Annotated in this window: 11 protein-coding genes; 10 read left to right on the plus strand and 1 reads right to left on the minus strand. The window is 71.4% G+C overall.

Annotation, left to right across the window (positions count from 1 at the left end; translation table 11 throughout):
- The first annotated feature begins 137 nt into the window (after positions 1–137).
- The 3 genes from IM767_RS00365 (at position 138) to IM767_RS00375 (ending at position 2,464) form a co-directional block, all read left to right on the plus strand.
- Positions 138–1,802: an ABC-F family ATP-binding cassette domain-containing protein gene (locus IM767_RS00365; protein WP_109210555.1), complete on the plus strand. Its 1,665-nt coding sequence runs from the start codon at positions 138–140 to the stop codon at positions 1,800–1,802.
- Between the two features lie 178 nt (positions 1,803–1,980).
- Positions 1,981–2,163 (plus strand): PspC domain-containing protein, encoded by a 183-nt coding sequence (locus IM767_RS00370; protein ID WP_109210556.1) that lies wholly within the window; start codon positions 1,981–1,983, stop codon positions 2,161–2,163.
- A gap of 118 nt (positions 2,164–2,281) precedes the next feature.
- Complete coding sequence (locus tag IM767_RS00375) at positions 2,282–2,464, plus strand: PspC domain-containing protein (protein WP_109210557.1); 183 nt, start codon at positions 2,282–2,284, stop codon at positions 2,462–2,464.
- A 6-nt stretch (positions 2,465–2,470) separates the two neighbouring features.
- Here the strand turns inward: IM767_RS00375 and IM767_RS00380 are convergent, their stop codons facing one another.
- On the minus strand, positions 2,471–2,701 hold the full coding sequence (locus tag IM767_RS00380) for a hypothetical protein (protein ID WP_109210558.1): 231 nt from the start codon (positions 2,699–2,701) through the stop codon (positions 2,471–2,473).
- A gap of 110 nt (positions 2,702–2,811) precedes the next feature.
- On the opposite strand from IM767_RS00380, the gene IM767_RS00385 reads away from it, so the two are divergent.
- From IM767_RS00385 to IM767_RS00415, 7 genes are all read left to right on the plus strand, one after another.
- Positions 2,812–7,683: a DNA glycosylase AlkZ-like family protein gene (locus tag IM767_RS00385; protein WP_109210559.1), complete on the plus strand. Its 4,872-nt coding sequence runs from the start codon at positions 2,812–2,814 to the stop codon at positions 7,681–7,683.
- Positions 7,676–8,464 carry a DNA-formamidopyrimidine glycosylase family protein gene (locus IM767_RS00390; RefSeq protein WP_109210560.1) on the plus strand — a complete coding sequence of 263 codons (789 nt, stop codon included), beginning with the start codon at positions 7,676–7,678 and terminating at the stop codon, positions 8,462–8,464. The genes IM767_RS00385 and IM767_RS00390 overlap by 8 nt, the downstream gene beginning before the upstream one ends.
- 287 nt (positions 8,465–8,751) lie before the next feature.
- Positions 8,752–9,942, plus strand: coding sequence for an ABC transporter ATP-binding protein (locus IM767_RS00395; RefSeq protein WP_109210588.1), 1,191 nt, complete (start codon positions 8,752–8,754; stop codon positions 9,940–9,942).
- A 163-nt stretch (positions 9,943–10,105) separates the two neighbouring features.
- Positions 10,106–11,290, plus strand: a complete 1,185-nt coding sequence (locus IM767_RS00400) for a polyamine ABC transporter substrate-binding protein (RefSeq protein WP_109210561.1) — start codon at positions 10,106–10,108, stop codon at positions 11,288–11,290.
- Complete coding sequence (locus IM767_RS00405) at positions 11,283–12,224, plus strand: ABC transporter permease (protein WP_109210562.1); 942 nt, start codon at positions 11,283–11,285, stop codon at positions 12,222–12,224. The genes IM767_RS00400 and IM767_RS00405 overlap by 8 nt, the downstream gene beginning before the upstream one ends.
- Positions 12,221–13,153, plus strand: coding sequence for an ABC transporter permease (locus IM767_RS00410; RefSeq protein WP_194398774.1), 933 nt, complete (start codon positions 12,221–12,223; stop codon positions 13,151–13,153). The genes IM767_RS00405 and IM767_RS00410 overlap by 4 nt, the downstream gene beginning before the upstream one ends.
- A 130-nt stretch (positions 13,154–13,283) precedes the next feature.
- Entirely contained in the window at positions 13,284–14,939 is a 1,656-nt protein-coding gene (locus tag IM767_RS00415; protein WP_109210563.1) for an amidohydrolase, read from the plus strand.
- The last annotated feature ends 23 nt before the right edge of the window (positions 14,940–14,962 follow it).

The raw sequence follows: 14,962 nt of genomic DNA on the forward strand, positions 1-14,962 counted from the left end.
CTCCGTCGACTCTCGACGCGCCAGCGCTTCTGATAACCGCGCTGCTCGTCGATCCCCGCTTCTCCGCCGCCTCGGCATGCCCGGGCTCGGCTCCGCGGTCCCTCGGCGTCAGCGCTCGACTGACACAGGAGGCCCTCATGCCCGCACACACCCTCACCCCGGCCATCGTCCTGGACCGGGTCTCATTCACCTGGCCCGACGGCACCACCGCGCTCTCGGACCTCTCCGGCTCGTTCGGCACCGGCCGCACAGGCCTGGTCGGCCGCAACGGTTCCGGCAAGTCCACGCTCATGCGGCTCATCGCCGGGGAGTTCACGCCCTCGGCGGGGCACATCGCGCGGACAGCGGATGCCGCGTACCTTCCGCAGCGACTCACCCTCGACGTCGACCGGCCCGTGGCCGATCTGCTCGGCGTCGGCGAGACGCTCCGGGCGCTGCGCGCCATCGAGTCCGGCGACGCCGATCCTCGTCACTTCGACGCGGTCGGCTCGGACTGGGACGTCGAGGCCCGCGCGCACGCCGCGCTGGCCGAGGCCGGACTGTCTCCCGACATGCTCGAACGCAGCGTCGGGCAGCTCTCGGGCGGCGAAGCGGTGCTCACCGCGATCGCCGGCATCCGTCTGCGCGGCGCGTCCATCGCACTGCTGGACGAGCCGACGAACAACCTCGACCGCGAAGCGCGCGCACGTCTGCACGACATGGTGCGCTCGTGGCGCGGCGCGCTCATCGTGGTCAGCCACGACACCTCGCTGCTGGAGCTGATGGACGACACCGCCGAGCTGTACGCGAACGAGCTGTCGGTCTTCGGCGGCCCGTACTCCGAATGGCGTGCCTGGCTGGATGCCGAGCAGGGGGCTGCCCGCGACGCCGAACGCGCCGCACGGCAGGCCGTCAAGCGCGAGAAGCGCCAGCGCATCGAGGCCGAGACGACGATCTCGCGCCGCGCAGCGATGGGGCGGAAGGCGTTCGAGGAGAAGCGCGTGCCGAAGATCATCGCCAACGGCCGGAAGATGGCCGCCGAGGTCTCGGCGGGCAAGCTCCGCGGCGAGAAGGCCGATCGCGAGGCAGCGGCGCGCGAAGCCCTCGACCTGGCCGAGCGACGCGTGCGCGACGACGACATCGTCAAGATCGACCTGCCCGACCCGGGTGTTCCGGCCGGCCGGCGCATCGCCACCCTCGGCGACGGCGAGCGCTCGTGGATCATCCAGGGACCCGAGCGCGTGGCGCTGATCGGCGCCAACGGCGTCGGCAAGACGACGCTGCTGGAGAAGCTGGTCGGGGCCGACCCGCAGAACTCCACGGATGCGAGCGCTCCGGCGCACGTGAACGCGGAACCGGGCGAACCGGCGCCGGTTCCGTGGAGTTCTGCGCGCGCGCAGCTGCACACGGACCGGGCCGGGTACCTGCCCCAGCGGGTGGACGGACTGGATGACGCGGCATCCGTCCTCCAGAACATCGCCCCGTCGGCGCCGAACGTCACGATGGTCGAGCTGCGCAACCGGCTCGCGCGGTTCCTCATCCGGGGCGCCGCGGTCGAGCGTCCGGTCGGGACGCTGTCGGGCGGTGAGCGGTTCCGGGTCGCGCTGGCCCGGCTCATGCTCGCCGATCCGCCGCCGCAGCTGCTCGTGTTCGACGAGCCGACGAACAACCTCGATCTCGACACGGTCGACCAGCTCGTCGACGCCATCGCCGCCTATCGCGGCGCGGTGCTCGTCGTCAGCCACGACGACGCGTTCCTCGAGCGCATCGGCGTGGACCTCGTGCTCGAGCTCGATCGCGACGGCGCCCTGCACGAGCGCTGACGTCGATCCGGGTCGCGGCATCCGCTCCGGCCTGCGGGTATCCGCCTTTCGCGGTTCCAGAATCGCGAGAGGCGGACCCCCGCCCGGCATGGGAGGAGCGGATGCCGCGACCGACCCCCGTCGCGAACCGGGGGCGTGCACCCGTGCGGTTCAGAGCCCAGGGGCGGAGGATGGAGCCATGAACGCACTCGTCAGACCTCAGCAGGGGCGATGGATCGCGGGCGTCTGCGCCGCCGTCGCCAACCGGTTCGGGTGGAACGTCACCCTCGTCCGCATCCTCACCGTGGCGGCCGTCGTCTTCTTCGGCCTGTCGCTGTGGATCTACGTCCTCCTCTGGCTGCTCGTCCCCTCCGAGCGCTGACCCCCCGCCGCGCCTTCCGTCGCGGCGTGCGGATCCGGTATTTCGCGGTGCAGTGATCGCGGAAGGGCTGGATCCGCGCCCCCTGGTGCGCGCATGCCCGCCGCGCCATGATGAACCCATGCAACGGCTGGTCCGTCCCAAGCGCGGTCGCATGCTCGCCGGCGTCTGCCAGGGCATCGCCGACCGCTTCGGGTGCAGCGTGATCCCGGTGCGCGTGCTCACGGTCGCCGCGACCGTGTTCTTCGGCGTCTCGATCCTGATGTACCTGCTGCTGTGGATCCTCATGCCCGACGAGCACTGACCCGGATCAGGGCTTCTTCGGATCCTTCGTCTGGCCGGGGGCGCTGCCGCTGCGGCCGGGGCTGGTCGAGGATGCTTCGTCCTCCTCTGCCGGCGGCTCACTCCGGGCGGGCTCCGCGACCAGACCGCCCAGCGCGAACGTGCTCGCGCGGCGGCTGAAGCGGCGGGTGAGCGCCGGATTGGTGCGGCGGGTGAGCGGCGCCGTGGTCTCTGGCGCGCTGGAGGGCGTCGGGTCCATCTCGATCCTCGGCGATGAGTGCGTGCAGGGGGGACACGCAAGGAGGAGCCTACGCGAGCGTCCTGGGCAAGACCTGGCCCGATGTCGGTGATCGCGACCAAGATGGAGGGATGGGCGACGTCCTGGAGAGGTTCGGTCCTGCCACGCAGGACTGGTTCCGCGGCGCGTTCCCGGCACCGACCGATGCCCAGAAGGGCGCGTGGGAGGCGATCTCGGCCGGCAAGCACGCGCTCGTGGTGGCCCCGACCGGCTCCGGCAAGACGCTGTCGGCCTTCCTCTGGGCCATCGACCGCGTCTTCCACGACAAGGCGGCTGCCCCCGCCCCGGCGGCATCGCCCGGCCGGAAGAAGCGGACGGATGCCGCGGCCACCCGCATCCTCTACATCTCACCTCTGAAGGCCCTCGGCGTCGACGTGGAGCGCAACCTCCGCTCTCCCCTGGTCGGCATCGGGCAGTCCGCGCGTCGACTCGGGCTGAGCGTGCCCGAGGTGACGGTCGGTGTGCGATCGGGCGACACGCCCGCTGCCGACCGGCGCAAGCTCGTGCAGACGCCTCCCGACATCCTCATCACGACCCCCGAGTCGCTTTACCTGATGCTGACCAGCCGCGCGGGCGAGACGCTGCGCGACGTGCACACGGTGATCGTGGACGAGGTGCACGCGGTGGCCGCGACCAAGCGCGGCGCGCATCTCGCGGTCAGCCTCGAGCGGCTCGACGCCCTGCGCCGGTCGTTCGCCCCCGAGGCGGCACCGGCCCAGCGCATCGGCCTCTCGGCGACCGTGCGGCCGATCGACGAGGTCGCGCGATTCCTCGGCGGTGCCGAACCGGTCGAGATCGTGGCGCCGCGCGCGACGAAGGCGTTCGACATGCGGGTCGTCGTGCCGATCGGCGACATGCTGAACCCGCCTCCGCCCCCGAGCCCCTTCACTTCCGACCCCGAGACCTGGAGCGGGACGGATGCCGCGGCCGACGCCCTTCGACAGGCTCCGGGACCGGTCGCTGAGCCTGTCGAAGCGATCGACGAGGACTGGTTCGCCGACGGCTCCTCCGGAGGACCACGGGCTTCCGGCGCGGGTGAGACCGAGGTCACGGGGTCGGTGTGGCCGCACGTCGAGGAGGCGATCGTCGACCGCATCCTGCAGCAGCGGTCGACGATCGTGTTCTGCAACTCGCGGCGTCTGGCGGAGCGGCTGACCGGGCGCCTGAACGAGATCTACTCCGAGCGGCTCGGGCTGGATCTCCCCGAGCAGACGGTGCCCGCGGCCATGATGGCGCAGGCGGGCGCGACGGCCGGGGCCGATCCCGTGCTCGCGAAGGCCCACCACGGCTCGGTGTCCAAAGAGCAGCGCGCACAGGTCGAGGAGGAGCTCAAGTCCGGCGTGCTCCGCTGCGTCGTCGCGACCTCGAGCCTCGAGCTCGGCATCGACATGGGCGCGGTGGATCTCGTGATCCAGGTCGAGGCCCCGCCGAGCGCGGCCTCCGGGCTGCAGCGCATCGGCCGCGCAGGGCACCAGGTGGGCGAGGTCAGCCGTGCGGCTCTCTTCCCCAAGCACCGCGGCGATGTGCTCCACACGGCCATCGTCACCGAGCGCATGCTCGCCGGGCAGATCGAGGCGATCGCGATCCCGCAGAACCCGCTCGACATCCTCGCGCAGCAGACCGTGGCCGCCTCGGCGGTCGGCCCGGTCGACGTCGAAGGCTGGTACGAGACGCTCAAGCGCAGCGCGCCGTTCCGCTCGCTTCCCCGCTCCGCGTACGAGGCGACCCTCGACCTGATCGCGGGGCGCTTCCCGTCCGACGAGTTCGCCGAACTGCGCCCCCGAGTGGTGTGGGATCGCGACCTCGGGGTGATCACCGGGCGACCCGGCTCGCAGCACATCGCGGTGACCAGCGGCGGCACCATCCCCGACCGCGGCCTGTTCGGCGTCTTCATCGCCGGCGAGTCGCAGAACGCCCGCGTCGGCGAGCTCGACGAGGAGATGGTCTACGAGTCACGCGTCAACGACGTCTTCACGCTCGGCACGACCAGCTGGCGAATCGTCGAGATCACCCACGACCGTGTGAACGTGGTGCCCGCCTTCGGGCAGCCCGGCAAGGTTCCGTTCTGGCACGGCGACGGCATCGGCCGGCCGGCGGAGCTGGGCGAGGCGCTGGGCAAGTTCTCGCGCGAGGTCTCCACGGCGAAGCCCGACAAGGCCGAAGCACGGCTGCGCGAGGCAGGGCTCGACGACTTCGCACAGGACAACCTCCTCGCCTACCTGGCCGAGCAGCGCGAGGCCACCGGCACCCTGCCGACCGACCGCCAGCTCACCGTCGAACGCGGCCGCGACGAGGTCGGCGACTGGCGCGTCATCCTCCACTCCCCGTACGGCATGCAGGTGCACGCGCCGTGGGCGCTGGCGGTCAACGCGCGCATCCGCGAGCGGCTGGGAGTGGACGGATCCGCCGTCGCGAGCGACGACGGCATCATCGCGCGGATCCCCGACGCCAGCGCCGAACCGCCCGGCGCTGACCTCTTCGTCTTCGATCCCGACGAGCTCGACCAGGTCGTGACGGAGGAGGTCGGCGGCTCGGCGCTGTTCGCGTCGCGGTTCCGCGAGTGCGCGGCCCGCGCGCTGCTGATGCCCCGGCGCAACCCCGGCAAGCGCACGCCGCTGTGGCAGCAGCGGCAGCGATCGGCCCAGCTGCTCGAGGTGGCACGGCGGTACCCGACGTTCCCGATCATCCTCGAGACGCTGCGCGAGGTGCTGCAGGACGTGTACGACGTCCCGTCGCTGCTGCGCCTCATGCGCGGGATCGGCGAGCGCCGCATCCGCCTCATCGAGACCGAGCCCGCACAGCCCTCGCCCTTCGCACGGGACCTGCTGTTCGGCTACGTCGGCGCCTTCATGTACGAGGGCGATTCGCCGCTGGCCGAGCGGCGAGCGGCGGCCCTCTCCGTCGACCCCGCGCTGCTGTCGGAACTCCTCGGCAAGGTCGAGATGCGGGAGCTCCTCGACCCCGACGTCATCGCGCAGTTCGAGCGCGAGGCGCAGCGCCTCGACCCCGAGCGGCGCGCCCGCGGTCTCGAGGGCGTCGCCGACCTGCTGCGCCTGCTCGGTCCGCTCGACGCAGCCGAGATCGCCGCCCGCCTCGAGCCCTCGGCCGACGGCGGCGCCGACGCAGAGACCACCGAGGCCGAGGCATCCGCCCTGCTGGACGCCCTCGTCGTCGCCCGCCGGGCCATACCGGTGACGATCGCGGGCACCACCCGCATCGCCGCGATCGAAGACGCCGGGCGCCTGCGCGACGCCCTCGGCGTGGCGCTGCCGGTCGGCATCCCGACGGCGTTCCTCGAGCCGGTCGCCGATCCGCTCGGCGACCTCGTGGCGCGGTACGCGCGCACCCACGGACCTTTCACAGCGGATGCCGCGGCCGACCGCCTCGGCATCGGCGTGGCGGTCGCCCGCCTCACGCTGCAGCGGCTCGAGTCACAGGGGCGCATCACGAGCGGCTTCTTCCTGCCCGACACTGCGACGAGCTCGGGGAGCGGTGGCGGTACCCGGGGCGACGAGGCCGAGTGGTGCGATGCCGAGGTGCTGCGACGGCTCCGCATGCGCTCGCTCGCGGCGATCCGCGGCAGCGTCGAGCCGGTGCCCCAGCACGCGTACGCGCGCTTCCTTCCGGTGTGGCAGCACGCGACCCGGCCGCTCGAGGGGGTCGACGGGGTCGCCGCCGTCGTCGAGCAGCTCGCCGGCGTGCCCATCCCGGCGAGCGCGTGGGAGTCGCTCGTGCTTCCGGCGCGCGTGGCGGACTACACCCCGGGCATGCTCGACGAGCTGACGGCCACGGGCGAGGTGATCTGGTCGGGCCATGGGAGCCTCCCCGGGCGCGACGGCTGGATCGCCCTGCACCCCGCCGATGCCGTGCCGCTCACGCTGGCGCTCCCCGATGAAGCGGAGGAGCCGGCGCCGGGATCGCTCGACGCCCAGCTGCTCGCGGCGCTGGGCGGCGGCGGTGCGTACTTCGCCGCCCAGCTGAAGCAGACGACCGGGGCCGAGAACGAGCAGTCCGTCGTCGACGCGCTGTGGCGGCTGACCTGGGCCGGGCGCGTCACGAACGATACCTTCGCTCCGGTCCGCGCGCTGGTGTCGGGGGGCTCGCAGGCGCACCGGGTGAGCCGGCGCGCCCCGCGGGCGCGGATGTATCGCGGTGCCGCGGTGCGCACGGTCGCGGCATCCGTCCCCGCTCGCCCGCCCGCGATCGGCGGACGCTGGTCACTCCTGCCCGAACCGGAAGCCGACCCGGCGCTGCGCGCGACCGCCACGGCGAGCCTGCTCCTGGATCGCTACGGCGTGGTCACGCGCGGCGCGGTGCAGTCCGAGGGCGTGCCGGGCGGGTTCGCGCAGACCTATCGCGTGCTCGCCGGCTTCGAAGAGGCGGGGCACTGCCGCCGGGGCTACGTCATCGAGAAGCTCGGTGCCGCGCAGTTCGCTGCATCGGCCACCGTCGACCGACTCCGTGAGTTCGCGGGCCTGCCCGATCCTCCCCCGCTGCGCGCGGTGACCCTCGCCGCGACCGATCCCGCCAACCCCTACGGCGCTGCCCTCTCGTGGCCGGGCCTCGAAGGCGTCTCGCATCGGCCCGGTCGAAAGGCCGGCGCGCTCGTCGTTCTCGTCGACGGGGCGCTGGCGCTTTACCTCGAACGAGGCGGCAAGTCGGCGCTGGCCTTCACCGGCGATGAGGCGGTGCTCGGCGCAGCCACCCGCGACCTCGCGGCGACCGCCCGCTCGCGACGCCTCGACACGCTGACGATCGAGCAGGTGAACGGCGCGTTCGTCTACGGCACGAGCGTGGGCGGCGCGCTGCGTGATGCCGGCTTCGTCGAGTCCCCGCGCGGACTGACGCTGCGCCGCCTCACCGCGGGCGACGCGCTGCGGCAGGCTCAAGGGCCTGAGAAGCGGGCGCAAGGACCGGAGGACCGGGCGGGCGCCCGTGCCTGAGGGCGACACCGTCTTCCGCGCGGCACGCCGGCTGAACGCGGCATTGGCCGGCGCGACGGTCACGCGCTTCGAGCTGCGCGTGCCGCAGGCGGCCACCGTCGACCTGCGCGGCGAGGTCGTGCACGACGTGGTGTCGCGCGGCAAGCACCTCCTGCACCGCATCGGATCGTGGACCCTGCACACCCACCTCAAGATGGAGGGCGAGTGGCACGTGTACCGCCGCGGCGAGCGGTGGCAGGCAGCGGGCTTCCGCGCCCGGGCGGTGATCGGCGCCACCGCCCCGGACGGCACGGAATGGGAGACGGTCGGCTTCGACCTCGCCGACATCAAGGTCATCCCCACCGCCGACGAGGACGAGCTCGTCGGCTACCTCGGTCCTGACCCGCTCTCCGACGCGTGGGATCCCGCCGAAGCGGCACGCCGGCTGGGCGCCGACACCCGCGCGGTGCATGTGGCCGTCCAGGACCAGCGCAACATCGCAGGGTTCGGCAACGAGTACGCGAACGAGATCCTCTTCGTGCGCGGTGTCCTTCCGACGACGCCGGCGAACGAGACGGATGCCGCGGCCATCGTCGATCTCGGCGCCCGCATGATCCGCGCCAACCGCGACCGGTCGGGGCGCACCTTCACCGGAGACGCGCGCGCCGGTCGATCCACCTGGGTGTACCGCAGGGAGGGACGCCCGTGCCGGCGATGCGGAACGCTCATCCGCGGCGGAAGCCTCGGCGCCGACCCGACACGCGAGCGGATCGTCTTCTGGTGCCCGGTGTGCCAGCGCTGAGCAGGCCAGGAAGGCACGCTTTGATCACGATGCGTGGCGGACGGAATGTCGCCGCGGGTGCGGCATCCGTCGCCGCTCCATCGTCCCGGCGCTGAAACGCCGCGGTTTCCTGGCCGTTACACAGCTCCGGACGATCTGTCTCGCGGCAAGGGCTCGGCGCCCCGGATCGTCTGGTTCGCTCTCGCGAACATTGCGGGTGCACACGGCGCGATATTGAATACCTGACACCACCCGAATGGTCGCGCATCGGCGCGCGACCGCTACCAGAAGGACCTCCCGAGGTGACGATGTCCACAGGCACGGCGACCGCAGCGAGCGCGACGGAGCAGCTTCCCACCGAGGGCGGGGCCGCGCGCGGCGCCGTCGTCCTGTCGGGGGTCACCAAGTACTACGGCGATCAGGTCGCCGTCGACGATCTGTCGCTCACCGTCGAACCGGGCGAGTTCATCTCGCTTCTCGGACCGTCGGGGTGCGGCAAGACGACCACGCTGCGCATTATCGCCGGTTTCGAGCAGCCGGACGCCGGGACCATCCAGATCTCGGGACGCTCGGTGCAGGGCGTGCCCCCGTACCGCCGCGACGTCAACACCGTCTTCCAGGCTTATGCCCTCTTTCCGCACATGTCGGTCGCCGAGAACGTGGCGTACGGGCTCCAGCAGCGTCGCACCGCGAAGGGTGAGATCCGCGAGCGGGTCACGCAGGCGCTGGACCTCGTGCAGATGCGGCGATTCGGAGACCGCAAACCCACCCAGCTGTCGGGCGGTCAGCAGCAGCGCGTCGCTCTCGCGCGTGCTCTCGTGAACCGTCCGGCCGTCCTGCTTCTCGACGAGCCCCTCGGGGCCCTCGACCGGCAGCTCCGCGAGGAGATGCAGCTCGAGCTCAAGCTCCTGCAGTCGCGCCTGGGCATCACCTTCGTCTTCGTCACCCACGATCAGGGCGAAGCGCTCTCGATGAGCGACCGGATCGCGATCATGCGCGCCGGCCGCATCGAGCAGCTCGCCGACGCCGACACCGTCTACGCGCGCCCCGCATCGGCATACGTCGCGGCCTTCGTCGGGCAGCAGAACTTCTTCCGGGGCCCCGCTGCCGAAGCGGGCGCCTCGATCACCTCGCCGCACGCCCTGGTGAGGGCGACCTCGCCGGTGCTGACGACGACGAACCTCGGTGAGGCGGCGGTGCGGCCGGAGTTCATCCGGATCGAGCACGATCCGGCGAGTGCGGCAGCGAGCCACTCCGACGCGAACACCGCCCGCGGTGAGCTGATCGGCGTCTCGCATCTCGGCGACACGATGCAGTACCTGGTGCGCCTCGGCGAGGACCAGAGCCTCATCGTCCGCCGGCCGACGGCCGACGCCCCCGCCCTGACGGTCGGCGATCAGGTCGTCTGCACGTGGGCGGCGCACCACGTGCTCCTCTTCCCGGCCGCCGACGACGGCGCGGCCGAGGAGGGCGGCTACGTCGCGCCGCCGACCGCCTGAGCGATCGACCACCGACCCGAACCCGACGCACGACCCGCACGACCCGACCCGAACCCGACGCACGACCCGCACGACCACCCGAATCCGACCCAGCAGCACCCGACGCACGGCCCACCGCCGCGGCATCCGTCCTCGCAGCACCCGACCCCGACCAGGAGTACTCGTGACCCAGCCTCGCACCCCGCTGCGCATCCTCGCTTCCGAGGCCGCCGCGCCCGTGATCCTGCGCGAGCTGTCGCGCCGCCGCTTCCTGAGCCTCGCCGCGCTGGCCGGCGGTGCCACCGTGCTCGCAGCCTGCGCGCCCGGCGGGGGCGGTGCGCCGGCGCCGCAGGCGACCGGCGGCGACCTCGAAGGCAGCCTTTCGGTGTACACGTGGGGCGACTACGACTCCCCCGACGTCGTGGCGGCCTTCACCGACGAGCTGGGCCCGAAGGTCACCCTCGACTCGTACTCCTCGAACGAGGAGCTCATCGCCAAGCTCGTGGCGGCCAAGGGCACCTCGGGCTACGACATCGTGGTGCCGACCGGCGTCTTCATTCCCCAGATGATCGAGAACGGCCTGCTCACGAAGTTCAACAAGGAGCTGCTGCCGAACCTCTCCAACATGGATTCCGCGTTCCTCGGCCGCGCCTGGGACCCGAGCAACGACTACTCGGTCTGCAAGGCCTGGGGCACCACCGGCTTCGTGTACGACAAGACCGTCATCACGCGCGAGCTCACCACCTGGGGCGACTTCTTCGACGCCGCGCAGAACGAGGCCAGCGGTAAGACGGCGATGTCGGACGACCCGGCCGGCATCATCGGCGCGTACTTCTGGGCCAACGACATGGACTGGAACACCGAGGACCCCGACGAGCTCGAGGCCTGCCGCGCGTTCCTCGTCGAGGAGATCGCGCCGCACATCTCGGCGTTCGACTCGTACCCCGGCACGAACGCGATCCCGCAGGGTACGCAGGTGCTGATGCAGGCCTGGAACGGCGACGCGCGCCTGGGCATCCTGGAGTCGAGCGAGCCCGACCGCTGGCAGTGGGTTCTCCCCGGCCCGCAGACCGAGCTGTGGATGGACAACTGGGCGATCGCGGCCGGGGCGCCGCACCCCGAGGCGGCCCACGCCTTCATCGACTTCTCGATGACGCCCGAGAACCTGTACCTCAACCTCGACTACATCGGCTACAACGTCGGCGGCAAGGACATGCAGGCCGAGGCCGAGGCGAACGGCCTCGAGCTCACCGACATGATCTTCTTCACCCCCGAGCAGCTGGAGTCGATGCACGAGCAGGAGCTCAACGACTCGCAGACCACTCGCGTCGAGATCTACAACGAGATGAAGGCCGCGGCCGGTGCGTAGTCGCTCTGCGGGGGCCGCGCTCGCCGTTCCGGCGTGGGCGTGGCTCCTGCTGTTCTTCGTGGCCCCGGTCGCGATGGTGGTCTGGTTCAGCTTCGGCTACAAGCCCGGCGTCTTCGGCACGCACGCCAACGACATCCTGTCGTTCGACCGCTACCTCGAGGCCGTCTCGCCGACGTTCTTCGCGACATTCGCGAACACGCTGTGGGTCGGCGTGATCGGCACGGTGCTGTGCTTCCTCATCGGCGCGCCGGTCGCATACTGGATGGCCTTCAAGGTCAAGCCGCAGCGCCGCGGCATCCTCATCGCCCTCGTCCTCGTGCCGTTCTGGACGAATTTCCTCGTGCGGACCATCGGCTGGCAGGTGATCCTGGCGCCCGAGGGCTGGCTCTCGTCGCTGCTGCAGGGCATCGGCGTGCTGGACGGACCGCTGGAGCTGCTGTACACCCGCACGGCAGTGATCATCGGCGTGGTCTACAACTACCTTCCGCTGATGATCCTCCCGCTCTTCGTGGCGTTCGACCGCGTCGGACCGGCGCTGCGCGAGGCATCGAAGGACCTGGGCGCCGGCAAGCTCACCACCTTCTTCCGCGTGACCCTTCCGCTGTCGCAGCCCGGCATCATCGCAGGCGTGCTCCTGGTGTTCATCCCGCTCATGGGCGACTACATCACCGCGACGGTGCTGGGCGGCGCGAAGGGCAACATGGTCGGCCAGCTCGTCGCGAGCCAGTTCCAGACCGCGCAGAACTGGGCACTCGGCTCGGCGATGGCCGTGCTCCTCATGCTCGTGATCATGCTCACGATCGGGGTGGCGGCGGTGGTCATCTGGCTGGTCGCGCTGCCCTTCCGCTCCCGCAACCGGCTGGTGCTCGGACCCGCTCCCGAGACGGCGAAGACGGATGCCGCGCCCGCCGCGGCCGTGGAGGTGACGACGTGACTCCCCCCGAGGCCATGACCGCGACCGAGACGATCCTGCAGTCGCAGCAGCGCGACGCCCGACCCGGCGCCGCCGCCCCGCGACGGCGGACGCGGAAGTCCTGGTCGGACATCGCCTTCAACGTCTGGGGCGTCCTCGTGATGCTCTTCCTGTTCCTGCCGATCATCGTGATCGTCATCTACTCCTTCAACACCGGGCGGCTGCTCGTGTCGTGGGACGGGTTCGGGTTCGACGCGTTCGGGACGATCCTCGCGAAGCCCGCGATCCAGAACGCCGTGCGCGTGTCGCTCATCACGGCGCTCATCGCCGCGATCATCGCGACCGTGCTCGGCACGCTCGCGGGCATCGCGATGGCCCGGCACCCCGGCAAGTGGGTGTGGTGGTTCCTGGGCCTCCTGCTCCTGGTGTCGGTGACGCCCGAGATCGTCGACGCGGTCGCGCTGCTGCCCTGGATGGTGTTCCTCGGACAGGACATGGGCATCACGCTGTTCAACGACGGCATCGTCCGCCTGTCGGTCGGCTCGTCGCTGTTCGCGACCGCGGTCGTGTCGTACATCGTGCGCGCGCGCCTGGTCGGTCAGGACGCGAACCTGGAAGAGGCATCCGCAGATCTCTACGCGAAGCCCGTCACGACGTTCCGCCGCGTCACGCTCGCCCTCGCCATGCCGGCGGTCCTCGCCGGCTTCCTGCTCGCGTTCACCCTCAGCCTCGACAACACGATCGTGGCCGCCTTCGTGCAGGTGTCTGGCACGACGCCGTGGCCGGTGTACGTCCTGAGTGCGGTGCGGTCGGGGCTGCGGCCCGAGATCGCCGCAGTCTCGACGATCATGCTGCTGCTGACGCTGGTGGCGCTGGCCCTGGTCGCACTCGTGCTCAAGCGCGCGGGCGACTCGGCGACCCAGATCGCCCGCACCATGACCGGAGGCTGACCCGCGGCATCCGTCCCGCGCCGTCCTTCCCCCAGCCCGCACCGCGAGAATCCATCCGGCGGACGAGACCACGGGTGACCCCCATCGTCTCGTCCTCCGGATGGATTCTCGGCGAAAGGAGAACCAGCCCATGTGGCACGCAGATCTCGTCTTCACCGGCGGACCTGTCTTCACCGCGAACACCGTTCGATCGCGGGCGAGCGCTGTCGCCGTCCGCGGCGGGCGCATCGTCGCGGTCGGCGAAGGCGAGGTGCAGGACCTCGTCGGACCGTCGACCGAGGTCGTCGACCTCCGCGGCCGGATGCTGCTCCCGGGCTTCCAGGACGCGCACGTGCACCCCGTGTGGGGCGGCCTCGACATGCTGCGCTGCGACCTCGCCGAGCTGACCACGGCCGCCGAGTATCTCGACACGATCAGCCGTTACGCGACGGAGCATCCCGACGAGGAGTGGATCCTCGGCGGGGGCTGGCAGATGTCGGCGTTCCCCGGCGGCACGCCGACGGCGGCTGCCCTCGACGCGGTGACGGGCGATCGCCCGGCGTTCTTCCCCAATCGCGACGGGCACGGCGCCTGGGTGAACTCGGCCGCATTGCGCGTGGCCGGGATCGACCGCGACTCCCCCGACCCCGACGACGGACGCATCGAGCGCGGCGCCGACGGCGCCCCGTCAGGCACGCTGCACGAGGGGGCGATGGGCCTGGTCAACCGCCTCCTGCCCGAGGAGCCGCTCGAGCGGCTGACCGAGGCGCTTCTGCTGGGCCAGCGCTACCTGCACTCATTCGGCATCACGGCGTGGCAGGACGCCATCGTCGGATCCTACGGGGATGCCGGCGACCCGGGTCCCGCGTACCTCCGGGCTGCGGCCGACGGCACGTTGACGGCCCGCGTCGTCGGCGCCATCTGGTGGGATCGCACCAAAGGGCTCGAGCAGCTCCCCTCGATCCTCGAGCGGCGCACGAGATACCGCGGCGGGCGATTCACTGCGACCTCGGTCAAGATCATGCAGGACGGCGTCGCCGAGAACTTCACCGCCTCGATGCTCGAACCGTACTGCGATGGGCACGGGCACTTCACCGACAACTCCGGCATCTCGTTCGTCGCTCCAGAGGTGCTCAACGAGGCCGTGCCGCTCCTGGACGCCGAAGGCTTCCAGGTGCACTTCCACGCGATCGGCGACCGCGCGGTGCGCGAGTGCCTCGACGCGGTCGAACACGCGATCGCGCGCAACGGCCGGCGCGACAACCGCCACCACATCGCGCACATCCAGGTGGTGCACCCCGAAGACGTCCCGCGGTTCCGCGAGCTCGGCGTGGCCGCCAACATGCAGTCGCTGTGGGCGACATACGAGCCGCAGATGGTCGACCTCACGCTGCCGTTCCTGGGCGATCCGCGCAGTGCGTGGCAGTACCCGTTCGGCGATCTCTCCCGCTCGGGCGCAGTGCTCGCGGCGGGGAGCGACTGGTCGGTCTCGACACCCGACCCGATGGCGGCGATCCATACGGCCGTGAACCGCAAGGCGGCGCCCGGGCACGAGGAGGGCGAGTACGACGCCTTCCTCCCCGAGCAGGCGATCGACCTGGCGACGTCGCTCACGGCCTACACCGCGGGCTCGGCCTGGGTGAACCACCTCGACGACGTCACCGGGACGATCGAGGTCGGCAAGCTCGCCGACCTCGTCGTGCTCGACCGCGACCCGTTCGCCGGACCCGCCGGCGAGATCGGTGCGACGCGCGCGCTGCAGACCTTCGTCGAGGGCGAGCGCGTCTACGCCGCCGCCGACGCGTGAACGCGGGTGCTCCGCTTCCGTCC

Origin of the sequence: Microbacterium ureisolvens, from assembly GCF_015278315.1 — a bacterium.
GTDB lineage: Bacteria > Actinomycetota > Actinomycetes > Actinomycetales > Microbacteriaceae > Microbacterium > Microbacterium ureisolvens.

Excerpts from the sequence above, each read along its gene's own strand:
- IM767_RS00380 (WP_109210558.1), bottom strand. The coding sequence starts at position 2,701 with ATGGACCCGACGCCCTCCAGCGCGCCAGAGACCACGGCGCCGCTCACC.
- IM767_RS00370 (WP_109210556.1), top strand. The coding sequence starts at position 1,981 with ATGAACGCACTCGTCAGACCTCAGCAGGGGCGATGGATCGCGGGCGTC.
- IM767_RS00415 (WP_109210563.1), top strand. The coding sequence starts at position 13,284 with ATGTGGCACGCAGATCTCGTCTTCACCGGCGGACCTGTCTTCACCGCG.
- IM767_RS00365 (WP_109210555.1), top strand. The coding sequence starts at position 138 with ATGCCCGCACACACCCTCACCCCGGCCATCGTCCTGGACCGGGTCTCA.
- IM767_RS00395 (WP_109210588.1), top strand. The coding sequence starts at position 8,752 with ATGTCCACAGGCACGGCGACCGCAGCGAGCGCGACGGAGCAGCTTCCC.
- IM767_RS00375 (WP_109210557.1), top strand. The coding sequence starts at position 2,282 with ATGCAACGGCTGGTCCGTCCCAAGCGCGGTCGCATGCTCGCCGGCGTC.
- IM767_RS00385 (WP_109210559.1), top strand. The coding sequence starts at position 2,812 with ATGGGCGACGTCCTGGAGAGGTTCGGTCCTGCCACGCAGGACTGGTTC.